A 24,700-nucleotide genomic window follows, 5' to 3' on the forward strand; every position below is an offset into this window, starting at 1 on the left:
GGCTCCGCTAGCGTCGCAGCTCGGCGACAAAGTCGTAGTAGTCGTCGCGACAGTAGGTGTCGGTCAGTTCGATAGGGGTGTTGTCGTCGAGGTAGCCGACCCGGGTCATCAGCAGCATGGCGGTGCCGGGCTCGATGCCGACCCGCGCCGCCAGCTCGGCGCTGGCATTGATTGCGCGAATATGTTGCAGGGCGCGCACCACCGGCTTGCCGATCTGGTCGAGGTACTGGTACAGCGAATCGCCGATAGCCTCGGGGTTGCCCAGCAAGCGCGCGGGCAGGGTGCTGTACTCGACGGCCATGACGATGTCATCGGCCTTGCGCAGGCGCTTGAGGTGCACCACCTGTTCGTTGGGCGACAGGCCCAGGCGCACCAGCTCATCGGCAGACGGCGCATCGACGCTGCGCTCCAGCCACTGCGAACTGGGCGTGAAGCCCTTCATACGGAGCATTTCGCTGAAGCTCGACAGGCGCGAGAGTGGTTGTTCCAGGCGCGGGGTAATGAAGGTACCGGAGCCCTGGATACGGCGGATCAGGCCTTGTTCGAGCAGCACTTCCAGGGCCTTGCGTGCAGTCACCCGGGAGATGTCCAGGGCTTCGCTGAGGCTGCGCTCCGACGGCAATGCCTGTTCGGCTTTCCATTGCCCGGCGTGGATGGCCTGTTCCAGGTTGCGCGCCAACTGAAGGTACAAGGGCGTGGCCAGGGTGTCGTCGGGGCGCAGGGCGGTCAACGGAGGCATGGCGGTAGCTTCAGGTGGCGAGTGGTATTAAAAATTTAATACCACTTGAATACCACGTCAATACCACTTGTCAGCCTGTTTCATTTTGCGTCGTCATCATTCGACTCAACCTCAGACTGCTGGCCAGCCAGGGCTTGTCGTGCCGCCTGTTCGATAAAATCGAATACGTGGGCGGGAACCGTGTATTGAAACTGCTTACGCCTGTGCCTGGACATGACACCGCCATTGGTCAGGCACATCATGACCAGATTCGAAAGCTCGCTGCCGCGCACGTCAAATTGCTCGTCGACGGCTTTGTAAACGCTATCGAAACAGGCCAGGAAGGTCGTTTCTTCGCGCAGCTCCACTTCAAGCGCATGCTTGGCCATTTCCAGGGTGAAGGCCACGCAAGGCGTCGCATCCCAGTAACGGTAGACGGCCGCATCACCACGGAACTGGAAGTTCAACTGCCCGAAGTCAATCCACTGGACATCCCAAAAATCCCTCACGGGTCGGGAGAAGCTCTGCAGTGCTTGCAGGTATCCTCGCTCGTTCCGTTTCATGGCAACCGACACGGGAAGTAACAGGCCGTTGTCCAGCGCGCCGGCCCGGCACAATGTCTGATGGATCAGGAAGCGAGAAAGCCGACCGTTACCATCCATGAAGGGATGGAGCAGGACAAAGCCGAAGGAGATGATCCCGGCTGCCACCAGAGGATCGGTGCGGGCTGCATCTTCATTGGCAAAGTGCATCAATGATTCCATCAGCTCCCGGCAGAGCTCCGCTGGGGGAGGAACGTAGGTCACACCCGCAGCGCCTTGCAGGGCACCGGCAAGATGGTTCTGTTCATGTCTGAAGGCGCCAGCCATGTCATACGGGTTGCTGATCGTGGCGTTCTGCAAGGCGACCAGATAGTCCTCGGTTAGCGGCTGGCGTTCGTGGGCCTGGCGCAGCAACTGTATGAACTTGCGCGATTTGTCTTCACTGGGCGCTTCCCGTTCGATGGCGAAAGAGTCCTTGGTTTCGTGCAAGTACGCCCAGTTGATGGCGCTGTCCATCATGATGGGCGGCAGCGACTGCATGAACGCCCTGGCGCGTGCTGGAATGTCATAGTCGAGCAGGGCTTTGATGTGCGGCGTACGTTCGACTGTGGCGCAGTAAGCCAGTGAACCGAGGCCATTGAACTCGACCCGCCACCTGGAGCTTCGCTCCCCAGGCTTGGTGATGTAGTGTTCAGGATCGAAAAGGTCCACGAAAGGGCCACGGACCGGAGCTTGCTGCTTAAGCAACTCGCCAGAGAACGCCTCGCGTAAATAGCAGGCCTTACGGATGTATATCCCGTTGGGTGTTGAGCGCAGGGCATCTTCGAATGCTTCGGCGGGGATCTTCGGCAACGCCTGGGCCAATAGCGCAAGGTTGATCCCTTCGTGCTTCAGGGCAAACAGCGCATGACCCAGCAAGTCGTTGGCCGCAGGCGCAATGGCGGCGGGTACGGCCAAGGTGGTACCGATTTGCTGGATACGCGTAACCGGCTGAACGACAGCCGGTAGCTGCAGCGGTACTACCGTCAGTTGAAGCTGCTGATGAAGATGGGCGTAGCCAACCGCTTGCATGCCGGAAATCCTGTTTTTCGGTATCCAAGGCCAGGATTTTCTTCACTGGCCCATGAAAATCTTCAGATTTCTCGAGTATGCCGATTTTTTCTTTAGTTGCCAGGCTCATTTGAGGCCTGAAGGCTGACTGGCATTGTGCGCTGTTCTTTGCGCTCGACCGCAGCACAGGCCAGCAAACCGACCTCGAACAAGATCCACATCGGCACCGCCAGCAGGGTTTGCGAAAACACGTCCGGCGGAGTCAACAGCATGCCGACCACGAAGCAGCCGACGATCACGTAAGGGCGGCTTTTGCGCAGGGTACCGACGTCGGTGACCCCGGCCCAGACGATGATGAAGGTCGCCACCGGGATTTCGAACGCCAGGCCAAAGGCCAGGAACAGGGCGAGGATGAAGTCCAGGTACAGGCCGATGTCGGTCATCATCGCCACGCCATCCGGGGTGACGCTGGCAAAGAAGCCGAACATCATTGGAAAGACCACGAAGAAGGCGAAGGCCATGCCCGAGTAGAACAGCACGATGCTCGATACCAGCAGCGGCAGGGCGATGCGCCGTTCCTGGCGGTACATCGCCGGGGCAATGAAGCTCCAGGCCTGGTGCAGCAGCACCGGCATGGCGACGAACAGTGCCGCCATCAGGGTCAGTTTGAACGGCGCGAGGAACGGCGAGGTGACGCTGGTGGCAATCATGCTCGCGCCTTCGGGCAGGTAGCGGCGCAGCGGTTCCGAGACCTGGGTGTACAGGGTCTGGGCAAACGGCAACAGGCCGAGGAATACCACGGCGATGGCCAGCAGGCAGCGCACCAGGCGCCTGCGCAGTTCGCGCAGGTGAGCGGTGAGCGGCATACCGGGGTCTTGGCTTGCTGTGTTCATCAGGGGTTTCCGCTGGTTGGGCTGTGGTCCGGCTGCAGGCTGACGCCGCGGCGCAGGTCCTGTTCAAGGCGCTGCAAGGGCAGGGCATCGAGTTCCTGGCTCAGGGCCTGGGTGTCCAGTTCGCGCTCGACCTGGGTCTTGATCGTGGCCATGGCGCGCTTGGCCTGGCCCAGGCCGCGGCCCAGGGTGCGCGCCGCCGCCGGCAGGCGCTCGGGGCCGAGCACCAGCAGGGCGACGATGGCCACCAGCAGCAGTTCGGTAAAACCGACTTCGAACATCAGCGCTGGTGTTCCGCTTGCTGCACGCTGTCGACCGGCAGCGGCGCTTGGGGTTTGACCGGGCTTACGGCTTCGTCCGTGGCCGGGCCGTTACCCATGGATTTACGAAAGCCCTGGATCGCATCGCCGACATCCGCACCCAGGCCCTTGAGGCGCTTGGTGCCGAACAGCATGAACACGATCACCAACACGATAAGCAACTGCCAGATCCCGATACCACCCATGAAAAACGCTCCAAGCTCATGAAAAAGAAGGCCTTATCCTGCCTGCGCTTTGTGACGCAAAAGTGACGTGCAGCTGTATTTGCCATGTGCCTGCAACATCCGTTGTGTTGACTGACGGCTCATTGGTTAGGGATGTGCAGTTCATGGGTGCGAAGCGGCAACAAGGAGCGGCGCTGTTGATGGTGCTGGTGGTGCTGGCGATGCTCGCAGGCGGCCTGACCTGGCTGGTGCAGGACGGTCGCCAGCAGATCGACAGCGTGCGCCTGGTGCAGCAACGGGTGCAGGCCAGGGCCATGGAAACCGCCGGCCTGGCCTTTGCCGAGCAGGCCCTGAAAGACCCGGCCTGGCGCGTCAGCCCGCTGTTCTGGCAGGCGCTGCGCGGGCAGCCGCTGTCTTATGCCTTTGCCGGCGGCTCGGCGGCCTTGCGCATCCGCGACTTGCACAGCTGTTTCAACGTCAACGCGCTGATTGGCGAGGAGAGCGAACGGGCCGCGCGGCAATTGCGCTACCTGCTGGGCGATGACATGGCCGCGCAACGTTTGACCGATGCCCTGGCCGACTGGATCGACAGCGACGGCCAGGCCCGGCTCAGCGGCGCCGACAGCGACCAGTACCTGCGCCAGTCACCCGCGCGCCTGGCGGCCAACCAGATGATGGTCGACATGAGTGAGCTGAACCTGCTGCTTGAGCCCGATGCCAGCCGCCAGCAACGCTATCCACAGTTGTGCGCGCTGCCGCAGACCAGCGGCTGGCGGCTGAACGCCAATGCCTTGAGCCTGGAGCAGTTGCCATTGCTTGAAGCGCTGTACGAAGGGGAGGTGTCACGTTCGCTGCTGACCCGGATCATCACCGGCCGGCCTGCTGGCGGTTATCACGATGCGGGTGCGTTGCGCCAGGCACTGGGGGCGATGGACGACGCAACATTCGCACGGTTGAGCGAAGGCTTGCTGCTCAACAGCGGTGACTTTGCCTTGCAGCTGGAATTCGAACAGGACGGGCAGAAGATGCGCAGCGAGTTTCAACTGCGCGCACGCGGGATCGTGCAGTGGCACGCGCTGGTGCCGGTCCAGCAGGTGCAGGTGATCAGCCGCTCGCCGCAACCCTGGTAAGGGCTGCGCCGAGCGAGGCTTGGGTTACACGCCGATTTCACCGCCATCGGCACGCTGGATCACCACGGTCGAGGCCCGTGGCCGCACCTTGGTGCCGGCCGCGGTAACGGCAGTGGCGACGTCGGTAGACGGCCAGTTGTCCGGGTGCTGGATGTTGACGAAGATCGACTTGTTGTCGGGGGTGAAGGCAATGCCGGTGACTTCGCAGCCGTTGGGGCCGACGAAGAAGCGGCGCAGGTCGACCTGGTTCTTGGCGTTGACCGGCACCTGCTTGCCCGCGGCATCGACCAGGTCGGTGGGGATCACCGCCAGCATCTGGTCGTTGGTGTAGTCGGTCAGGGTTTTTTCACCGTTGTCGGTCTGGAACCAGAGGATGCCGCGGCTATCGAAGCTCATGCCGTCGGGGCTGGCGAACTGGTTGAGTTCGGTCAGGCCCGAGCGGTTGATGTCGGCAGTGCCGGCGGCGTTGGCGCCAAACACGAAGATATCCCAGCTGAAGCTCAACTGATCGTCGCTGTCGTGCCAGCGGATGATATGGCCGTGGCGGTTCGGCCCGCGCGGGTTGGCGGCATCGACCTTGGCCGCGGTGCGTGCGCTGTTGTTGGTCAGGGTCAGGTACACGTCGCCATTGAGCGGGTTGACCGTGGTCCATTCCGGGCGGTCCATCGGCGTCGCGCCGAGGGCGTCGGCAGCACCGCGGGTGTTGAGGATGATCCCCGGCAGGTCGCCGTAGATCGAGCCCAGGGTCTTGCCGCTGCTGGTCGGGGTGTTGACGTCGAGCAGCAGCCACACGCCCGAGCCGTCGGCATTGAAGCGGGCGACGTACAGCTTGCCCTGGTCCATGTACTTGTTGCCGGTGGCCAGGCGGTCGGCCGGGTTGGCATCGGCGGCTTCCCACAGCGCGCTGGAGACGAATTTGTACAGGTACTCGTTGTTGGAGTCGTCGCCCATGTACCAGACCAGCGGCTTGCCCACCACCGGCAGCCCCGGGCAGCAGCCCTCGTGGCGGAAGCGCCCGAGCGCGGTGCGTTTTACCGCAAGGGTATTGGCCGTGTACGGGTCGATCTCGACGATGTAGCCGTAAGTGCTGGCTTCGTTACGGAAGTCCTCGGTGGCGCTGGCGCCGCTCGGGGTGACGTTGAAGCGGCTGAATTCGCCATCCACTTCGCTTGGGTCACCGGCCACGCTTTCCCACTTGTAGTTACCGGCCTTGGTGCCGACGCCAATGCGCTTCTGGTCGGCCGGCAGGGTGGCGCTGGTGTTGACGAAAATCCCCGGCCAGTTCTCTTCGCAGGTCAGGTAGGTGCCCCACGGGGTGTAGCCGTTGCCGCAGTTGTTGTTGGTGCCGCGGGCCTGGGTGCCGTTTTTCGAGAAGCGCGTCTTGACGTGCTCGCTGCCGCGCAGGGGGCCTGCGATGTTCATCACCGTGGCGGTGGTGAAGCGGCGGTTGAGCGGGTCGTTGTCGACCACCTGCCAGCGGCCGCTGACTTTCTTCAGGCGGATCACCCCGGCGCCATGGGCGTTGATTTCCTTGCGCACTTCCTCCACCGGGCGCTTGCCGCTGCTGTCGCTGGTCGGGCCGTTGGGGTGCAGGGCGTCGGCGTCGATGTATTCGTGGTTGATCGCCAGCAAACCGTCTTCGGAGCTGCCGTTGATGGGGAAGAAGTGCATGCCGTCATGGTGCATGCCCACCGAGTTGGCTTGGTCGGCGGCGGTGTTGCTACCGTCGGCTTTCCATGGGTTGGCGCTGCTGTTCAGCGGCGTGCCCCAGGGCGCCAGGACGTAAGCAGTGTAGCCGGCGGCGACCACGCAGGCGTCGGTGCGCGAGCCTGGGATTGAAGTGAAGCCGAGCTTCAGTTTCGGCGGGGTTGGCGGCTCGACTACGGGTTCATCGTCATCTGAGTCGCTGCTGTCGAAGCAGCCCGTCAGGCCAGTCCCGGCAATCATCGCGATCGCGGCGCCCAGGCCACCGCGTACCACGCTGCGGCGGCTCAGGTAAGACTCCAGAACGCTGTCCATGGGCAGGTTGCCACTCTGGTTGCGGTTCAGGTTGTCGCCGGTGTCTCGACTCATCAGTTCAGTTCCTTTTGTTCAATGATGCGGCGTGAAAGAAACCGGGACTTTAGTGAGCAAGTGTGATGATTGATTGGCAGTTTTGTTAAAAGGCGTTGAAGGAAATAAATCGTTACCACCTGATTTGCCTGAGGTTTTGCCCTGGCTGTCGATTAACTGCCATCAAACTGTAATCCAGGCGCCCCAATATCCCGGCCCGACAACCAACAAGCGCGAAGGCGACGGGACAGGCTGAACATGCACAGACGGGAAGTGTTGAACTGGATCGGCGTTGGCGCTGCGGCGCCGCTGCTCACGGCCTGCGCGGGCCTGGGCGGGACGTCGGCCGGCAACGACGCGGCGCTCGATGTGCTGTATTTCGCTGACACCCTCGATGCCCGCCAGGCCGGTAAACCGGTGGTCCCGGCCACGCGCCTGGGGCCGGTCACCCACCTCGGCCAGGCGCCCTGGATGACCGGCGCCAGCGCCCGCCAGGCCCGCGCCGAACTCAACCCGCTGCTCGACGCCAGCCTCGCCGATGGCGTGCGCACCGGCGGCTACGCGGTGCTGGCGGCCTTGCTCGAGCAACTGCGCCAAGGCGCCGGGGCCGACAACTGCCTGACCCTGGAGAACGGTCAGGGCTGGAATGGCAGCGGCCTGGCCTACCTGACTCAGGGGGGTAGCGGTGTTGAAGGCAGCCAGTTGCTGGCCAGCGACGTGCGGGTCAGCAGCGATGAGCGGGTGCTGTGGCCGCAGCGTTGCACCGGCCTTTATCGGCAATATGGCAAGCCCGTGCTGGGCGCTGGCCTGGCTGCGGAGCAGGGCACCGCGCTGGGTGTTGCAGCCTTTACAGTGTTTCGCCGTGGTGGTGTGCGGGTCGCCGTGGTCGGCATCACCGACCCCTATGCCCAGGACCAGAAAGCCTCGCTCAAGCAGTGGTACCAGTCGCTGCTGCCGGCCTTCGAACAAGCCCGCGGGCAGGCAGACCTGGTGATCGCCCTGGCCGATGTCGGCACCGGCCCCGGCCTGTGGCTGGCCGAACGCCTGAGCGATGCCGACTTGCTGCTGTGCGCCCGTGGCCAGGACTTCTGGCCTGAGCCTGTGACCGTGCTGCAAGCCAGCGGCAAGCGCGTGCCGGTGCTGTTCGCTGGCAATCGCGCTTGCGGCGCCTTCCAGGTGCGCTGCCAGCGAAGCGCTGGGCAATGGCAATTCAGCGCGCATTTTCATCCGGCCTTCGAAAGCAGCCTTACCCCTGGCGCCCAGGCCCGCGCCGCGCAGATCCGTGGTGTGCTGGCGCAGCAACGCGCCGGTCACGCCGCCTGGCTCGATCAACCCCTGGCGCGCGCACCGCAGGCACTGTGGCGCCGTGATACCCGCGGTGGCAGTTGGGACCGCCTGCTGCACCTGGCCCTGGCCGCCGACAGCGGCTACCCGGTGTTGCTCCCGGGCCTGCGCTACGACAGCCCCCTGGCTGCCGGCCAGGCCATCACCCGCGAACACCTGATCAGCCTGACCGGCAGCTACCCGGCGCCGGTGGTCGAGGCGCCTGCGCGGCAAGTCGAGCAGGTGCTGGAAAACGCCGCCGAGCAGTTGTTCGGTGACCCGCTATTGCTCGACAACAGCCAGGACCTGCCGCGCTGGCTGGGCCAGCCCTGGCAGTTGAGCTACAGCCCGAGCGGCAAGCGCGTCTCGGGCTTCAGCGAAACCCAGGGGCAGTGCCGCACCTTCGGCCTGCAGTACGCCTCTAGCAGTGGCGAGCCGCTGTGGCAACGGGTCGAGGCCTGGCTGGCGCAGCAGCCGACCGACTGGCAATTGCCAGCGTTGCAATTGCCGCAGCTGCGCTATGTCCAGGGCCATCCCGGTTGGCATCCCCGTGAGTTGAGCGCGTGATCCGCGCCTCGCGCCTGTTCAGCGGCGCGCTGCTGACCCTGGCCGCCTGGCTTGCCGCCCAGTGTGTTTTGCAGCTCAGCCGCACGCCGCTGCCGGCGGTGGCCGATGTGCCGCAAGCAACGCCTTTACCGGGCCTGATGGTCGGCCACTGGCAGGCCCAGGCCGACAGCGGTGAGGTGCCGCTGACCCGTTTACCGCTGGAGTACCTGGGCGGCTTGCGGGCCGTGCCGCTCAGCGCCACGGTGGTGGTGCTGCGTTACGGCCAGGCCACGCGCAGCATGCGCCGTGGCCAGCGCCTGGCGCCGGGCATCGTGCTGGAGAGCATCGATGACCAGGGCCTGATTTTCGACAACCAGGGGCGGCGCGAACGCCTGCCCTGGCCGCCACGGCCTGCCGTGACCGGCTTCAAGCGCCAAGGATGAATGATGATCGCAAGACTCTGCCTGGCCAGCGTGCTGAGCCTGGGCCTCAACCTGGCCTGGGCCGAAGAGCCGGTGGCGCTGGATGACAACGAGACGCCGTTGTACGAAGTCAATTTCGTCGACACCGAGCTCAGCGAGTTCATCGACAGCGTCTCGCAAATTACCGGCACCACCTTCATCGTCGACCCACGGGTGAAAGGTAAGGTCACCGTACGCACGGTCGATCGCCACGACAGCGACGCGATCTACGACATCTTCCTGGCCCAGTTGCGCGCCCAGGGTTTCGCCGCCGTCGACCTGCCCAACGGCAGCGTCAAGATCGTCCCCGACCAGGCCGCGCGGCTTGAGCCGGTACCGGTGGAGACGGCGGGCAAATCGGCGCAAGGCAGCGACGGGGTCGCCACCCGTGTGTTCAATGTACGCAACGCCGCCAGCGAGCAATTGCTGGGCATCCTCAAGCCGCTGATCGATCCCCGGGTCGGGGTGATCACCCCGTACCCTGCGGCCAACCTGCTGGTGATCACCGACTGGCGCAGCAACCTGGAACGCATCGACAGCCTGTTGCTGCAGCTTGATCAGGTCAGTGACGAACCGATGCAGGTGATGCCGCTGCAGCATGCCAGCGCCAATGACACCAGCAAGTTGATCAGCCAGTTACTGGCCCGCGAGCAGGGCGCCGACAGCGCCCAGGTGGTGGCCGACCCGCGCAGCAATGCGTTGCTGGTGCGCGGCAGTGCCGACAGCCGCGAGCGGGTACGCGCCTTGCTGGCGCAACTGGACCGCCCCGGCGATAACCTGCGCAGCTCCAACACCCAGGTGATCTACCTGCGCCACGCCAATGCCAGCGAAGTGGTCAAGGTCCTGCGTAGCCTCAGCCAGGACACCCTGCCAGCCGCCAACGGCGAGGGCGGCAAGGACGACAAGGCGCCGATGCCGGTAAGCAGCTCGGGGATTCGCCTGGAATATGAAGAAGGCACCAACGCCGTGGTCATGGTCGGCCCCGACAGCGAACTGGCGGCTTATCGCAACATCGTCGAGCAACTGGACGTGCGCCGCGCGCAGGTGGTGGTCGAGGCGATCATTGCCGAGGTCTCGGATTCACGCGCCGAAGAGCTGGGGGTGCAGTGGCTGTTCGCCGATGAGAAGTTCGGCGCCGGCACGGTCAACTTCGGCAGCAGCGGCCCGAGCATCGCCGCCATCGCCGGGGCTGCAGCGGGCAAGGACAACGCCGCGCTGGCCAAGCTGCTGTCAGGCACCAACGGCCTGACCGCAGGCTTTGGCAACTTCGGCGGCGGTTTCAACTTCGCCGTGCTGGTCAATGCGCTGAAGAGCAAAAGCGGCTTCAACCTGTTGTCGACGCCAACCCTGCTGACCCTGGACAACGCCGAAGCGTCGATCCTGGTCGGCCAGGAAGTGCCCTTCGTCACCGGCTCCGTGACCCAGGACAACACCAACCCGTACCAGACCATCGAGCGCAAGGAAGTCGGGGTCAAGCTGCGCATCAAGCCGCAGATCAACATCGACAACACCGTGCGCCTGGACATCGTCCAGGAGGTCTCGTCGATTGCCGACAACGCTTCGGCCAGCGATGTGATCACCAACAAGCGCGAGATCAAGACCAAGGTCATGGTCGAGGATAACGGCCTGGTGATCCTTGGCGGGCTGATCAGCGACGAGGTCACCTCGAGTAATCAGAAAGTGCCGTTGCTCGGTGATATTCCCTGGCTGGGGCGGCTGTTCAGTTCCTCCGGCCACCAGGGCGTGAAGCAGAACCTGATGGTGTTCATTCGCCCACGCATCCTGCGCGATGGCCCGAGCCTGGCCAGCCTGAGCACCGAGAAATACCGCAACCTGCAGCAGGACACTGCCCTGATGCTGCCGGCCATCAGCGATGACGGCAAGCTGCTGCAAGCCTTTCCGGCCAGCCGTCAGCGCCTGGACGAGGGTGTCTGGTGATGGAGCTGTTGCCCTATCGCCTGGCCCGCCAGGCCGGCCTTGCCGTGGCGCCTTTGGCGACGGGCTGGAGCCTGTGGCTGCGCAGCGATGTCGACAGCGATCAATTGCAGGAGCTGCTGCGCGTGCAGGGTCAGCCGGACGAAGTCTGCCACCTCGACAGCGCCAGTTTCGACAGCCGCCTGGGCCAGCTGTACCAGGCCGGTGAAGGCGCCACCGCCGCGCTGATCGAGGGCATCGGTGAACAGGTCGACCTCGACGGCCTGATGAGCGAAATGCCGCGCATCGAAGACCTGCTCGAAAGCGACGACGAAGCGCCGGTGATTCGCCTGATCAACGGCCTGTTTGCCCAGGCTTTGCGCCTGCAAGCCTCGGACATTCATATCGAGACCTTCGAGCAGAGCCTGGTGGTGCGCCTGCGCGTCGACGGCCACTTGCGTGAAGTGCTGCGCCCGCCACGCGCGCTGTCGGCGATGCTGGTGTCGCGGATCAAGGTCATGGCCCGCCTGGACATCGCCGAGAAACGCCAGCCTCAGGATGGGCGCATCACCCTGCGCGCAGCCGGGCGAGAGGTGGACGTGCGGGTCTCGACCCTGCCCGGTATCCACGGCGAGCGGGTGGTGATGCGTGTGCTCGACAAGCAGGCCAGCCTGCTGGCGCTGGTCAACCTCGGCATGCCGGCAGCGGTGGAGCAGGGCTTGCGTGGCTGCCTGGCGCGGCCCAACGGTATCGTCCTGAGCACCGGGCCGACCGGCTCGGGCAAGACCACCACGCTGTACGCCAGCCTCAATAGCCTCAACGATGGCAGCCGCAACATCCTCACCGTCGAAGACCCGGTCGAATACGCCATCGCCGGCATCGGCCAGACCGCCATCAACCCCCGCGCCGGGCTGACCTTCGCCACCGGCCTGCGGGCGATCCTGCGCCAGGACCCGGACGTGATCATGCTCGGCGAAATCCGCGACCGCGAGACCGCGCAGATCGCCGTGCAAGCCAGCCTCACCGGCCACCTGGTGCTCTCGACCCTGCACACCAACAGCGCCGTGGGGGCGGTGACGCGCCTGCGTGACATGGGTATCGAGCCGTTCCTGATCGCCTCGTGCCTGCGCGGGGTCATGGCCCAGCGCCTGGTGCGGCGCCTGTGCAGCTGTGCGCGGCCGCAACCCTTGCAGGCGGCTGAGCGGCAGCTGTGGCCGGAGCTGGCGGAGCTGAGCGAGACCTTCCATGCCGTCGGTTGCGAGCAGTGCCAGGGCAGCGGCTATCGTGGCCGCCTCGGTCTGTACGAATTCATCGAGCTGGACGCCGGGCTGATCGCCCTGCTGTACGACGGCGCCAGCGAAGTGGCCATGCACGAGCATCTGGCCGGGCGCCGCCAGAGCCTTGCCGGCATGGCCAGCGAGTGCCTGCGCCGCGGCGATACCAGCCTCGCCGAAGTGCTGCGCGCGGTGCAGGGCTAACCCATGCCGACCTTTCGTTACCAAGCGGTCGACCTCAGCGGCCGCGCACGCAAGGCCAGCATCCAGGCCGACAGCGAGCGCCATGCCCGCCAGCTGTTGCGTGAGCAAGGGCTGTTCACCCGGCAGTTGCAACGCCACGATGCGGCCACTCAACAGCCGCGCCGCCAGCGGGTCAACCGCGCCCAGTTGTGCGAGCTGACCCGGCAACTGGCGACCCTCACCGGCGCCGGCATTCCCTTGGTGGATGCCCTGGCGACCCTGGAGCGGCAACTGGTGGAACCGGCCCTGCGCAACCTGCTGGTGGCGGTGCGCGGATCGCTCGCCGAAGGCCTGAGCCTGGCCCGCAGCCTGGCGCGCCAGGGCGGGCTGTTCTCCGGCTTGTACTGCGCGCTGGTCGAGGCCGGCGAGCGTTCCGGGCGCCTGGCGCAGGTGCTGGAGCGTCTGGCCGAGCACCTCGAACAGGTTCAACGCCAGCAGCACAAGGCACGTACGGCGCTGATCTACCCCTGCGTGTTGATGGGGGTGTCGCTGGCGGTGGTGGTTGGCCTGATGACCTTCGTGGTGCCCAAGCTTACCGAGCAGTTCGCTCACTCCGGGCAGAGCCTGCCGTGGATCACTTCGCTGCTGATCGGTATCAGCGACCTGCTGGTGCTGCTCGGGCCCTGGTTGCTGCTCGGTGGTGTATTGGCTTCGGTGCTCGGCGCCTGGCTGTTGCGCCGTCCGCACTGGTGTTTGCGCCGCGATGACCTGCTGCTGCGCCTGCCGCGGATCGGCAACTTGCTGGCGGTGCTGGAGAGCGCGCGGCTGTCGCGCAGCCTGGCGATTCTATGCGGCAGCGGCGTACCGCTGCTCGAAGCCCTGCAAGTGGCCACGGCCACGGTCAACAACCGGCGCATCCACCTGGCCCTGCAACGGGTCAGCAGCGATGTGCAGGGCGGGGTCAGCCTGCACCGGGCGCTGGATGCCAGCGGCCACTTCCCGCCGTTGCTGCTGAACATGGTCGCCAGTGGCGAGGCCAGCGGCACCTTGCCGGACATGCTCGAACGGGTCGCCGACAACCAGGAGCGTGGCTTCGCCCGCCAGGTCGACAGCGCCATGGCCTTGTTCGAGCCGCTGATGATCCTGGTGATGGGCGCGGTGGTGCTGTTCATCGTCCTCGCCGTGCTGTTGCCGATCATGCAGCTCAACCAGGGCCTGACACTTTGAAAAGGAGCAAGACCATGCACAGCCCACGCGCGCGTCAGCGCGGTTTTACCCTGATGGAAATCATGGTGGTGATCTTCATCATCGGCCTGTTGATCGCCGTGGTCGCCCCAAGCGTGCTCGGCAGCCAGGACAAGGCCATGAAGCAGAAGGTCATGGCCGACCTGTCGACCCTGGAGCAGGCGCTGGACATGTACCGTCTCGACAACCTGCGTTTCCCTTCGGCCGAGCAGGGCCTGGCGGCGCTGGTCAGCAAACCGACGGCAGAGCCGCTGCCACGCGCCTGGCGCGCCGACGGTTACATCCGCCGCCTGCCGCAGGACCCCTGGGGCACTGCCTATCAGTACCGCGCCCCCGGCCAGCACGGGCGCATCGATATCTACTCGTTGGGCGCCGACGGCGTCGAGGGCGGCGAAGGTATCGATGCCGACCTGGGTAACTGGAACCTTTAAGGATGCGCAACGAGCGTGGTTTTACCCTGCTGGAGATGCTTGTGGTGCTGCTGATCGCCGGGCTGATGAGTACCTTGAGCATTGCCTGGCTCGACAGCGGCAAGGCGCCGGTGCAGCAGGCCCTTGAGCGCCTGGCCGGGGCCAGCCGCCAGCAGGCTGAGCTGGCGCTGCACGGGGGGGAGATTCGCGGCTTGCGCTGGAATGGCAGCCGCCCCGAATTTGTCCGCCGGGTCGCCGAGCGCTGGCAGGTCGAGCCCGTCGATTTCGCTGACTGGCCGGCAACGCTGCAAGCCGACTGGCCTGCCAGCCGCGAGCCACGCCTGGTGTTCACGCCCTCCGGGCTTGCCCGCAGCGCCACCGTGAACTGGCATTGGCCCGAAGGCACCCAGCGTTGGCAATGGAGCAGCGCCGGCCAGTTGCACAGGGCGCCGCTGTGAAGCGCGCACAACGCGGCTTCACCCTGCTTGAGGTGACGGTGGCCCTGGGGATTGCCGCCGCCCTGGCAATCATGACCAGCCAGGTGTTGCGCCAGCGCCTGGCGGTGCAGCAGAGCGTGCAGCAGCACCGCCTGGGGGTGTTCTGTGCGCGCGAGCTGCAGGCGCGGTTTGCCGTCGAGCGGTTCTGGCCGCTGCAAAGCAGCGCCGCCGGGCAATTGCAGCAAGGCGATGGCCAGTGTCACTGGCAACTGCAGTTGACCTCGACCGGCGTGCGCAACCTGCGCCGAGGGCAATTGCACCTGTTTGCCGACCGAGACGGACGCGATCCGCTCGGCCAGTACCGTATCTTTCTGGTGCGCCCATGAAGCGCCGCCAGCAGGGCCTGACCCTGCTTGAGCTGCTGGTGGCCCTGGCCCTGACCGCGGTGCTGGGGATCTTGCTGGCGGCGCTGGTCAATGCCTGGGCCGGTATGCGCGAGCGCTTGCAGCAACCTGCCCAGGGCTCGCCGGTGCTGGATTTCTGCCTGGCCCTGGAGCGGCGTTTCGACTCTACGGTGTTGCGCCAGCTCTATGAGCAACGTCTGCCCCTGGCGATCAACTGGCTCGACTGGCAACCCGCCACCCTGCAGTTGCAATGGGTGGCCCGCAGTGCCTGGCCGCAAGCCGAGGGCGGCTCGCGCCTGCAGCGTCAACGCCTGAGCTACGACACTCGCGGGCAACGCCTGCTGCTGGAAACCTCGTCCGACCTGTATGCGGTGGGTAAGCCTCAATGGCGTCAACGTGAACAGCTCGATCAGGTCACGGCGCCAAGCGTTGCGTTTTTTCAATCGGGCCGCTGGCTGGCCTTTCCTTCTGCCGAGCGGTCCGCCCCGGATCGCGGTGTGCGCCTTGAGTTCAAGCGTGATGGAGCACCTTATGTCTGTACCTTCGCCCTGCCGGAGGCACCCTGATGAAATGGCTTGAACGCTGGCAAACGCCACGCGAAAGCAACTGGTTGCTGCTGCGCCCTGGTGTGGGGCAAGCGCCCTGGAGCTGGTTGCGCCTGGCCGACGGCAGGCGCGAAGCCGGCGAGGGCGAACCGCCCAGCCCGGACGGCGCGTGTGTGGCGCTGATTCTGCCCGGTAACCACTGCAGCCATAGCCAGCTTGCGGCGCCGCCAGGGCTCAAGCGTGATGAGTGGCCTTTGCTGCTTGAAGAGCGTTTGCTGCAACCGGCCGAATCGATCCGTTGTGGCTGTGTTTCACGTCAGGGCAATCAACTGGAGCTGGTAAGCGTCGATCAGGCTTTGCTCGAACAATGGTTGAGCCAGTGCGCCGAATGGGGCCTGAACGTCGAGCGCTGCTGGGCCGAGTTTCAGTTGCTGGCAGACACTCCAGCGGGTACCGCCCTGTGCTGGCAGCGCAGCCCGGACCTGCTGTTGCTCAAGGGGGTAACCGAACTCTCACGCCAGCATTGGCTGGCCTGGCCGACGCTGCTGGGATCGAACTTGCCGGCTCCCTGGCCAAGCCTGCAACCCGAAATGTTTGAAGGGGCCTGGCCAGCGCGGTTGGCCGCGTTGGAGCCTTTGCCCAGCCTGTTTGCTCTGCACCCGGCGCGGCAGATGCGGCTGCGCGTTGCCATGGCCCCCGGGCAATGGCGCCTGATGGCCGCCTGCGCGCTGTTGGGGCTGGTCTGCAGCGGCCTGTGGCTGGCCCAGCAATGGCGCCAGAACGAGGTCTACAAGGCGCAAGTGGTGGCGGTCACCGGGCCGGTCACTTCACCTCGCCAGGCAGCCCAGCTCCTCAAGCGTCAGCGCCAGGCCGAGGCGGATCGCCACTTGCGCCTGCGTCAGATTGAGCAGTTGCAGATGGCGGTGCAGCAATGGTTGCAGGCACAACCCGGTTGGCACGTCAGCGCCAGTGGCTTTGACGGACAACGCTGGACCCTGCGCCTGCGTGGCGACCAGGCACCCGAGGCGGCAACCTGGCAGGCCATCGCCCGGCAGGTTGGCGTGGCGGTTGCAGCAAGCACGGGCGAAGGCCAACTGCAACTGGTGTTCGACCTGGGAGCTGTCTCATGAGTGCATGGCTGCAGCGCCGCTGGTTGATGCCGGCAGCCTGGGTGATGGTAGGCGTATTGCTTGTCACCTTGATCGTTCGTGAAGGCACGGCGCGCTTGCAGGACGCACGGCAGTGGCAAGCCCTGGCCCGCTCGGCGGCCAGCCTGCAGGTGCAGACGCGCTTCAGTGCCGAGCAACTGCAGCAATCGGCGCAGGCACACAGTATTGCCCTCAATGGAGTGCTGGCAGAAAACCACAGTTGGCAGATCAAGGGCCGTGCCGCCGATGAGCAAGGTGTGCAGCGCTGGCTACTGGCTGTACAGCGCGAAGGCGTGCGCCCGCTGCGCTGGTCGCTGGAGCAGGGCGAGTCAGGTATGAGCTTCGAGCTGGAGTTGCAACAATGACGCGCGCGGGCGGGTTCTCCCTGGTGTTCGTGTTGAGCCTGTCGGCCGCTTTGCCGGCGAACTGGCTGCTCGCACCCGTTGCCGCTGAAGGCGTCTCCGGCAGCCTCTGGCAAGGCCAGGCGCAACGGCTGGGGCAGGTGGGGCCGGTCGCTTGGCACTGGCAGCCCTGGCGTCTGCAGGCGCAGGTCGAGCTTGGGTTCCAGGGGCAAAGCTGGCAGGTACAGGTCGCTGGCTGGCCGTGGAACTGGCGGGCGGCAGTAGTGCCAATGCAGCCTACACTCACGACGTCTTCGTCCTATCGGCTGACGGGTGAGTGGAGCGGGCGGATCGACGTGCAGGGTAGCGGTCGACAGTGCCGAGGCAGCCAGGGCGAGATCAGCGTCGACGGTCTGGCCATGGACGCGCCCTGGTCGGTGCCCCTTGGGGCGGGCCAGGTGCGCATTGATTGCTCGGCAGGCATGCATCTGCTGGCGCGGTTGCAGTTGCAGGGGCAGCATCAGGCCGAGCTGGATGCCGACCTGCTCGCCCGGCGCGCGAAGCTGCAGGGCGAGATGACACCGGGTACCGCCCTGTACCCGGTGTTGCTGGCGGCCGGCTGGCTCAAGGCGGATGCAACCGGCATCAGCCGCACCCTCAAGTGGTGACCGGCAGGCGGTCTCAGCGCGGCTTGCTGCCCTCCGTTATGCTCGAGGCCAGAGTGGTGCTGCGGTCATGCCCGCTGGTGCGCAGGAAACCGAGGTCCAACGGCTTTTCTCCTGCGTTGCTGTTGGCGCCGGAGCCGTAGACATCGATCAGGCCGCTGACCAGCTCGACCGGTGCGTTCGAGGCGTTGATGCCCACCTGGCGATAGTAATCGCGCCCCTGCACGTTCTGCTCGGTGACGGCGGCACCGCCCAACTGCACCTTGCCCTTGTTCGCTTGCAGGCTGGCGCCGGAGAGGCGCACGGCGCCACCGACCTCAAGGTCGATGCCGTCGCGGCCGTTGAGCGCGCTCTGGCTGGCGACGGTGTCGCGCTGGGTGTGCTCGACCTTGAGGGTGACGGTGGGTGAGGTCTTCGGGTCGACTTTCTGCAACGCGCCGCCGACCGGTTTACCGACCTTGTCAGCCAGCGGGCCGGCCACCGCGTTGGCGGCGTTGATATAGCCCTGTGGGTTCTTTTCCTGGCTCAAGCGCGCATCCACCTGCACGTTCAGCTGGTTGACCCGGTCCTGGCGGCTGGCGACGTGCAGGTCGCCGCCCACCTGGCCGTCGATGCGCCCGGCATCCAGGCGTACACCTTCAAGGCGCGTGTCGCTCAGGCTGGCCAGGCTGATCTGGCCGGCGCGCCATTGGCTGTTGGCGAAGGTGAGATTGTCGGCGTTGTCGATGTTCACCTGCCCGCGGGCATACAGCCCGCGTTTGGCCTCTTTCGACGTCGCCCCTGGCGCGGCGTTAAGGCCGGCACCGGCGGTGATGTCGAGGTTGTTGCGCCGTTCGCTGCTGCCTGCGGCCTCGATCAGCACGCCGCCTTCGCTGGCGCTGATGGCGACCCGGTTTGCCGAGGCCTTGACGCCTTGCAGCGTCAGCGCATCGTCCTGACTGGCGGTGCTGCTCAACAGCAGTTGCTCCCTGGCAAACCAGTTGGCCCCGCTGGCCGTGGTACTGGCTTCATCGACCCGGCCCGTGCCGAAGTGGCCACCCAGGCCACCGCCTTTGCCATTGCTGGTGCTTTTACCGAGCAATTCCAGGCCGCCGCCGATGTTGCTGCCTTGAGCCTTGTGGGTATCAGTGGCAGCGCTGACTTTCAGCGCACCCGCGCTTTGCAGTTCGATATCGGCGACCTTGGCCGCGCTGCTGCCGATGCGCCCACCCACAAGCTCGAGGGCACCACCGGCCTGCAGTTGCACTTTGCCTTTGGCGTCTATTTCTACCACGCGGGCCTGGGTATCGACACTGTCCAGTTTGCTCTGGTCAAGGTAGCCGCGAAACTCCAGGGCACTGCCCGCCGGTGCGTTGCCTGCCTTGAACCAGCCGTTGCCGTCGAGTTTGTTCAACTGTTGGCGCTGTTGATCGTTGGCCTGGGCAAGGCTCAGGTCACCCTTGGCGGCTATTGCGAGCGAGCCGTCTCCGGCATTGAAGCGCGTGCCTTCGTACAGGCCGTCACTGCCCAGTTGCACCTGGATGCCGGTTTGCCCATAGAGGCTGCCAGGGCGTGCGGTTTGCGTGCTGTTGTCGGTCAGCAGCGAGCCACCCTTGCCGGAAAGACGCAGGTTGATATCGCTGCCGGTGCTGGTTTCGACGCGCACCGCAGCGTCCACATCCAGGCGCTCGACACCTGTGCTGGTGCTGTCCTGGGCGGCGACGAAGCGGTGGTTTTGCGCCTGGATCGACAAAGGCCCCTGGCTGGCCCGGTACTGGGTGCCGGCATCGTCGAGGCTGCCGGCCTTGAGGTTGATACGCTGGCCCGTGAGTTCGGTGACCTGCGCGGTGCTGCTGCGCGTGGTTTGCTCGCGATTGAGGTGTTTGAACTCAAGATCAGCGCCCAGCGTTGGCGGGGCCAGGGCGTCTTCGATTGATGCCTGCTGGAAGCGACTGGCTTCTTTACCGGTGACCAGGTTCTCCACCGGGCGGGTCAGGTCCTTGTACACCAGGCTGGCGCCGAGGCTGGCTTGCCAGTGGGTCTGGGTCTGTTTTGATTCGCGGGTATCGTCGACGGCGCGATTGTCCACGCTGCCGGCCTGCAGCTCCAGCGACCGGCCAGCTGTCAGGCGGGCAGCCTCGTTGACCAACGTGTCGGCAGTCACGCGCAGATCGCCACTGGCGCTCAGGCTGCTGCGTTGCGCCTGGCTTGCGCGTTCATCGACCTCCTGGCGCCTGTAGTAGCCTTCGAAGGCGCTGCCAACAGCATCGATGCCGCCACTGACGCGCAGGCCGCCGCCACTTTCGCCGGTGGTGGTCTGCTGCGACTGTAGCTCGCGAGCTGCGCTTATGGTGACAGTGCGACCATCCAACTGAAGGTCACCGGCGAGCGCCTCAATGCTGGAGCCCGTGATGTCGATATCTTCAGCACTTTCGAGTGCAACGCCTGCGCCCTTGAGCTCGCTGGCAACCTGCTTGAGGTGGGATGCCTGCGTGTCGGTGTTGACCACGGCGTAACCCACCGAAGCTGTGTACTGGCGCGAGTCGGGCTTGCCGTCGATGGCGTCCTGGGTCTGGCTGGCGCTGGCAGTGAAGCCCTGTTGCCGGTTTTGTTCGCTGACGGTCTGCAGTTGTTCGGCACTGCGCACATCGATGGCGTTTTGCGCCTGCAGGTGCAATTGCTTGCCGGCCTGAAGCCTTGAACCGATCACCTGCAGGTCATCGGCGCTGGCCAGGCGCAGGTTGCTTGCAGAGGCCAGGTCGCTGCTTAGCACTTGCTGGCGGTGTTCCTGGCGCTGGCTGTTTTCGGCGATCAGGCCGAACAGTTTGCTATCGCTCTCGCGTTGCTCGACGCTGGACTCATTGTGTGTCGCTTCGACCGACAACCGGGCTTTTTCACTGAGCAACAGTGCATCGCCTTTGGCTTGAACCTTTGAGCCTTTGATTTGCACCTGGTCAGCCACCACGGTCAATGCACCTTCAGCTTGAAGGTTACTGGCGCTACCCTGTTGGCCCTTGGCTTGGGTCTGGCCGTTCTTGCCGAAGAAGCTGCCGGAGACCAGGTCGCCACTGTAGTTGCGGGTGTTTTCGTCGTTGCTCAGTGCGATGCTGGCGACCTCCAGCTTGCCGGCCTTAAGGTTCATGTCGCCGGCGCTGCTCAGGGCGCTGCCCAGTATCTGCGTGTTGCCTTTGGACGCCAGGGAAACCTGCTGGCCGGATAGAACACTGGCCTTGGCGCTTTCCTGGTAGCTGCTGCTGTCCTTGTCACCGCGCCACAGATGTTTGCGGTGGCGGATTTTTTCATCGACCTGCAGGCTGTCGACGCCGGCGCTGATGGTCAGGTTCTGGCCCGCCTTGACCGACAGGTCGCCACCGGCCTCGACGCTGGTGGCGACCATGCGCAGGTCGCCGCCCGCCTGCAGGTTGATGTCCTGGCTGGCCTTGATCTGGCTGCCGACCTGTTGGCGCTCGGTGCGGGTGCTTTCGCGCTCGTAGGTTTCGGTGGTGATGAGCCCCCACTTTTCTTTGCGGTTCTGCTGTTCGCGGCTGATGTTTTCCCGCGCTTGGGCATCGAGGGTGAGGTTCTTGCCGGCCTTGATGTTTACCTGTTGCGCCTGGGCGCGTACGGCGCTGATCTCCAGGGTGCCGGCAGCGTCTATGTCGATCCCGTCGCGGGCTTGCAACTGGCTGCTGGCCATGCGCACACCGGCGCCCGCCGCGGTGCTGAGGATACGGATGCGCCCGGCCTGCATGGCGCCAAACAGGCTGGCATCGATACTGCCAGCCGGCGCCGCCAGGTGCTCGATGACCTGGCCGTCGGTGGCGTCGATGCGGTTGCGCCCGACCACCAGGCTCAAGTCGTCGCGCGCCGCGAGCGCGCCGCGGCTGTCGATGCGTGGGGCGATCAGTTCGAGAGCTCCGTAGTGGTTGCTCTGGCCGGCGCCGAGGACCTCCAGGGTGCCGCTGGCGGTACGGGTATCGAGGTACTTGAGGCGCTGGTCTTGCAGCTCGACCGTACCGACCAGAAAGCCTGCACGGGTGGTATTGATGAAGCTGCCACCGTTGAGGGTGATGCCATTGGGGTTGGCCAGGATGTAGTCGGCCGGGCGACCGAAGATTTCCTGTGGGCCGGCAATGCGCGAGGCGTTGCGGCTGATCACTTCATTGAGAATGGTCGAGGCGGCCTGGCCCTGGAACTGCGGGTTGGCGGCCAGGGCGCCGGCCAGTTGCGATTGCCCGGTCTGCAGGGCGTTGTTCAACACCAACCCGGATTTGTTGACGTTGTAATCGAGAAACTGGTTGTGCGACAGGCCACTGGCGTTGGGCGCGACAATATCGATCACCGGTACACCGTGCCGATCGGTGATCAGCGGCGTACCGGCAACCCCGGCTGCCGCTTGCAGGCCGTTGGCGGCAAGGCCAATGCCCGGGCTCATCAGGCTCAGGGCGATTATCCAGCGCAGGCGATTGAGCCTGCGCCGTTGTACAGCGGGGGAGGGCGTCTTGGGCATCACTGTCTTCTCTTTTTTGTTGTGGACTTCAGATGTTCAGTACCCACTCCAGCAGCCAGTAGCCGGGCTCCAGGTCCTGGCGGCGGGTGTTGCTGGCGTGCAGCGCGCGTTGGTAGTCAAGCTTGAGCAGGCTGTCGGGCAGGTTCAGTTCAAGGCCGGCATGGGCGCCGGCCAAGCGCTGTGCGGCGCGGCCGTGGTCGAATTTGCTCCAGCCCAGGTCCAGGCCCAGTTGCGGGCGAATCACTAGCCCGGCGGGCAGGTTCAGGGCCAACGGCTGGCTCAGGGTGTTGCGCCACGCGGCGCCGCTAGCACCAGCCGCCACCTGTTGGCGAAAGCCGCGCACGGCACTGGTGTCGCTGAGCAGCAATTGCTCGACTGCCGGCAGAGCGTCGGCGCTGTACTGCAGGTTCAGTTCGCTCTGCCAACGCCAGGGCCAGGCCGGGTCACGGCCCTGGCGCAGGTGCAGGGCGCTTGCGCGATATTTGCGAAACTGCGGTTGCGGCGCGTTGCTGGCCAGCGGCGCAGTATCGGCGCCAAACCAGTCCAGGCCCTGGGCAATGCCCAGGTAGGCACTCCACAGGTTGGCGTCGAGCCACAGCAGGTTCAGGCCTGCTTCCAGGCTGGTAAGGGTCGGGCTTTGCACGTGCAGGCGTTGCCCGGCCAGACGGTTGTCCAGGCGTTTCTGGTCCAGGCGCAGGCTGGCGCTGAGCAGCCCGTGCTGGTTGCGCCACAGGTTGCGTTCAAGGCTCAGGCCGTAGAACCCGCTCTGGCCACTGCTACGCTCGCGCCGGCCCGGCAGTTGCGCCTGGTACTGCAGCTGGTTGAGGTTGAGCGCGTAGGTCCAGGGGCCGTAGGGAATGCTGTAGTACAGGCCGTAGCCGCGGCTGTAACTGGCGCCGGAGCCGAGCGTCGAGGTTAACGACAGCTGGCTGTAGTCATTGAGCTGCAAGGGGCTGTCCAGGGTCAGGCTGGCGCCGGCACGTTCGCGCCCGGTCAGCTCGCTGCCACGGTTGTCGAAGCTGCTGCCCAGGCGCCAGCGCGGGTTGATCTGCCGCGGCGTGATGAGGATGCGGGTGCCGCCTTGCAGCTCGCCGGGCAGCAGGTCGGCACCCAGGTCGAAGGCCCGCAGCCGGTTCAACTGGTCCATGCCCTGTTCCAGTTCGCTCAGGCGCAAGGGCTGGCCGAGCAGGCTCGGGAATGCGCTGTGCAGTGACAGCGGCAAGTCGGGGTCGGCCAGCTCGATCGACTCGACAAAGCCCTCGACGATCTCGATGTCCAGGGTCGCGCCTGCTTGCGGCGGCTGGCTCAGGTAGGGGCGGCTGGTCAGGTAGCCGGCTTGCAAGTACTGCTCGGTGATGGTTTTGAGGATCAGGTTGATCCGTGCCACGTCCATGCATGGCGTCAGCAGCGGTCGCACGCTGGCTGCCAGCTCTGCCGAGTCGAGTTGCCGGTTGCCAGCCAGGCGTACGCCGTTCAGCGGCCAGCAGGGCGAGGCCTCGGTGGCGGCTGGTGCTTGGCTGGCCGGTTCGGCCAATTCATCGCCACGTTGCAGCTTGCGCAGGCGTTGACGTTGCTCGAGTTGTTCCAGTTGCAGACGCTGGTCGCGTAGCGGCTGAATGCCCAGGTGTTCATGAGCACTGGCGGGGCGCACCATCAACAGCACAACAAAGAGGGCCGAAGGCCGGATGACAAGGCGTGCAGCGACAATGCTGAGTGAACAGGGCATGCAGTAGCGTCCAGGTGGTATCCAGATGCGTGGATTCTATGGACGCTACTATTCGAATGGATGCGCTACCGAGCCGGTAGACGGGTAGGGCTGAGGCCTGAGTTGCGAGGGAAGCTTCCGACGTGCTTGCCGGAAGCGCCTTAAGGGGCGATCAGGGGCGGATCTCGATCATGGTGCCGTCCGGGACCATGTTCCACACTTCACGCATGTCGCGGTTGGTCATGGCGATGCAGCCTTCGGTCCAGTCGAGGGTGTGGAAGACTTCTTCCGGGTATTCCTCGCTCAGCGGCGTGCCGTGGATCATGATCATCCCTCCCGGCGGAACGCCTTCACGACGGGCGCGGGCGGCGTCGGTGATATTCGGGTAGGACACGTGCATGGCCAGGTTGTAGCGGTCGCTCTGCTTGCGCCAGTCGATCCAGTAGAAGCCTTCGGGGGTGCGCTTGTCGCCTTCGCGCAGCTTGGCGCCCTTGGGTTGCTTGCCCAGGGAGATGCGGTAGGTTTTCAGCGGCGTGCCGGCGCTGATCAGCTGTAAACGACGTTCGGACTTGATCACCAGGATCTTGTCGATCAGCGCAGGCTTGGGCGCTTGCGGTTGCAGTGGCGAAGGCGCGGTCTGGTCGACCGGCCGGGTGATGATGGTTTCGGTGAAACCCGCCTGGGACATCGAAGCCACACTGAGGCAGAAAAGGGCAAGCAACCAGCGCATGAAACAATATCCCT

The 24,700-nt window shown here is 65.1% G+C and carries 22 protein-coding genes; 13 read left to right on the forward strand and 9 right to left on the reverse strand.

Features of this window, described 5'->3' with window-relative positions; all coding sequences use genetic code 11:
* Positions 1-7: 7 nt before the first annotated feature.
* The 5 genes from LOY34_RS05310 to tatA form a co-directional block, all read right to left on the reverse strand.
* Entirely contained in the window at positions 8-739 is a 732-nt protein-coding gene (locus tag LOY34_RS05310) for a GntR family transcriptional regulator (RefSeq protein WP_123565693.1), read from the reverse strand.
* A gap of 80 nt (positions 740-819) precedes the next feature.
* Positions 820-2,331 carry a Fic family protein gene (locus LOY34_RS05315; RefSeq protein WP_195885774.1) on the reverse strand — a complete coding sequence of 504 codons (1,512 nt, stop codon included), beginning with the start codon at positions 2,329-2,331 and terminating at the stop codon, positions 820-822.
* 92 nt (positions 2,332-2,423) lie between these two features.
* Entirely contained in the window at positions 2,424-3,203 is a 780-nt protein-coding gene (gene tatC, locus LOY34_RS05320; protein WP_093386934.1) for a twin-arginine translocase subunit TatC, read from the reverse strand.
* On the reverse strand, positions 3,203-3,481 hold the full coding sequence (gene tatB / locus LOY34_RS05325) for a Sec-independent protein translocase protein TatB (RefSeq protein WP_195885775.1): 279 nt from the start codon (positions 3,479-3,481) through the stop codon (positions 3,203-3,205). Before tatB ends, tatC begins: the two co-directional genes overlap by 1 nt.
* Positions 3,481-3,705 carry a twin-arginine translocase TatA/TatE family subunit gene (tatA, locus tag LOY34_RS27365; RefSeq protein ID WP_195885776.1) on the reverse strand — a complete coding sequence of 75 codons (225 nt, stop codon included), beginning with the start codon at positions 3,703-3,705 and terminating at the stop codon, positions 3,481-3,483. The genes tatB and tatA overlap by 1 nt, the downstream gene beginning before the upstream one ends.
* 143 nt (positions 3,706-3,848) lie before the next feature.
* On the opposite strand from tatA, the gene gspK reads away from it, so the two are divergent.
* A complete protein-coding gene (gene gspK, locus LOY34_RS05335) occupies positions 3,849-4,814 on the forward strand; it encodes a type II secretion system minor pseudopilin GspK (protein WP_195885777.1) in 966 nt (321 codons plus the stop codon).
* Positions 4,815-4,838: 24 nt separating this feature from the next.
* Here the strand turns inward: gspK and LOY34_RS05340 are convergent, their stop codons facing one another.
* Complete coding sequence (locus LOY34_RS05340) at positions 4,839-6,887, reverse strand: PhoX family phosphatase (protein WP_093386927.1); 2,049 nt, start codon at positions 6,885-6,887, stop codon at positions 4,839-4,841.
* A gap of 237 nt (positions 6,888-7,124) precedes the next feature.
* On the opposite strand from LOY34_RS05340, the gene LOY34_RS05345 reads away from it, so the two are divergent.
* From LOY34_RS05345 to gspN, 12 genes are read left to right on the forward strand one after another with little or no spacing between them, the layout of a single operon-like run.
* Positions 7,125-8,756, forward strand: coding sequence for a lipoprotein UxpA (locus LOY34_RS05345; protein WP_195885778.1), 1,632 nt, complete (start codon positions 7,125-7,127; stop codon positions 8,754-8,756).
* Positions 8,753-9,178: a pilus assembly protein PilZ gene (locus LOY34_RS05350; RefSeq protein ID WP_093386916.1), complete on the forward strand. Its 426-nt coding sequence runs from the start codon at positions 8,753-8,755 to the stop codon at positions 9,176-9,178. The genes LOY34_RS05345 and LOY34_RS05350 overlap by 4 nt, the downstream gene beginning before the upstream one ends.
* A gap of 3 nt (positions 9,179-9,181) precedes the next feature.
* Positions 9,182-11,134 carry a type II secretion system secretin GspD gene (gene gspD / locus LOY34_RS05355; protein ID WP_195885779.1) on the forward strand — a complete coding sequence of 651 codons (1,953 nt, stop codon included), beginning with the start codon at positions 9,182-9,184 and terminating at the stop codon, positions 11,132-11,134.
* A gap of 5 nt (positions 11,135-11,139) precedes the next feature.
* A complete protein-coding gene (locus LOY34_RS05360; RefSeq protein WP_195885956.1) occupies positions 11,140-12,588 on the forward strand; it encodes a GspE/PulE family protein in 1,449 nt (482 codons plus the stop codon).
* Between the two features lie 3 nt (positions 12,589-12,591).
* Positions 12,592-13,794 carry a type II secretion system inner membrane protein GspF gene (gspF, locus tag LOY34_RS05365; RefSeq protein WP_195885780.1) on the forward strand — a complete coding sequence of 401 codons (1,203 nt, stop codon included), beginning with the start codon at positions 12,592-12,594 and terminating at the stop codon, positions 13,792-13,794.
* A gap of 14 nt (positions 13,795-13,808) precedes the next feature.
* On the forward strand, positions 13,809-14,243 hold the full coding sequence (gene gspG / locus LOY34_RS05370; protein WP_195885781.1) for a type II secretion system major pseudopilin GspG: 435 nt from the start codon (positions 13,809-13,811) through the stop codon (positions 14,241-14,243).
* A gap of 2 nt (positions 14,244-14,245) precedes the next feature.
* Positions 14,246-14,680: a prepilin-type N-terminal cleavage/methylation domain-containing protein gene (locus tag LOY34_RS05375; RefSeq protein WP_195885782.1), complete on the forward strand. Its 435-nt coding sequence runs from the start codon at positions 14,246-14,248 to the stop codon at positions 14,678-14,680.
* Positions 14,677-15,045 (forward strand): type II secretion system protein GspI, encoded by a 369-nt coding sequence (locus LOY34_RS05380; RefSeq protein ID WP_258664344.1) that lies wholly within the window; start codon positions 14,677-14,679, stop codon positions 15,043-15,045. Before LOY34_RS05375 ends, LOY34_RS05380 begins: the two co-directional genes overlap by 4 nt.
* A complete protein-coding gene (locus LOY34_RS05385) occupies positions 15,042-15,629 on the forward strand; it encodes a prepilin-type N-terminal cleavage/methylation domain-containing protein (RefSeq protein WP_195885784.1) in 588 nt (195 codons plus the stop codon). Before LOY34_RS05380 ends, LOY34_RS05385 begins: the two co-directional genes overlap by 4 nt.
* Positions 15,629-16,738: a type II secretion system protein GspL gene (locus tag LOY34_RS05390; RefSeq protein ID WP_195885785.1), complete on the forward strand. Its 1,110-nt coding sequence runs from the start codon at positions 15,629-15,631 to the stop codon at positions 16,736-16,738. Before LOY34_RS05385 ends, LOY34_RS05390 begins: the two co-directional genes overlap by 1 nt.
* Positions 16,735-17,121 (forward strand): type II secretion system protein GspM, encoded by a 387-nt coding sequence (gspM, locus tag LOY34_RS05395; RefSeq protein WP_195885786.1) that lies wholly within the window; start codon positions 16,735-16,737, stop codon positions 17,119-17,121. The genes LOY34_RS05390 and gspM overlap by 4 nt, the downstream gene beginning before the upstream one ends.
* Positions 17,118-17,765, forward strand: coding sequence for a type II secretion system protein N (gene gspN / locus LOY34_RS05400; protein ID WP_195885787.1), 648 nt, complete (start codon positions 17,118-17,120; stop codon positions 17,763-17,765). The genes gspM and gspN overlap by 4 nt, the downstream gene beginning before the upstream one ends.
* A gap of 13 nt (positions 17,766-17,778) precedes the next feature.
* Here gspN and LOY34_RS05405 read toward each other — a convergent pair whose 3' ends face one another.
* The 3 genes from LOY34_RS05405 to LOY34_RS05415 all read right to left on the reverse strand — a co-directional run bounded on the left by LOY34_RS05405 (position 17,779) and on the right by LOY34_RS05415 (position 24,686).
* The gene (locus LOY34_RS05405; RefSeq protein WP_258664346.1) at positions 17,779-22,251 is read right to left on the reverse strand and encodes a hemagglutinin repeat-containing protein; all 4,473 of its coding nucleotides are present in this window, start codon (positions 22,249-22,251) and stop codon (positions 17,779-17,781) included.
* Between the two features lie 28 nt (positions 22,252-22,279).
* Positions 22,280-23,977, reverse strand: a complete 1,698-nt coding sequence (locus LOY34_RS05410) for a ShlB/FhaC/HecB family hemolysin secretion/activation protein (RefSeq protein ID WP_195885789.1) — start codon at positions 23,975-23,977, stop codon at positions 22,280-22,282.
* Between the two features lie 151 nt (positions 23,978-24,128).
* Positions 24,129-24,686: a murein L,D-transpeptidase family protein gene (locus tag LOY34_RS05415; protein WP_045196533.1), complete on the reverse strand. Its 558-nt coding sequence runs from the start codon at positions 24,684-24,686 to the stop codon at positions 24,129-24,131.
* Between the last annotated feature and the right edge of the window lie 14 nt (positions 24,687-24,700).

The sequence above is a fragment of the Pseudomonas sp. B21-009 genome, from assembly GCF_024749345.1.
Lineage (GTDB): Bacteria > Pseudomonadota > Gammaproteobacteria > Pseudomonadales > Pseudomonadaceae > Aquipseudomonas.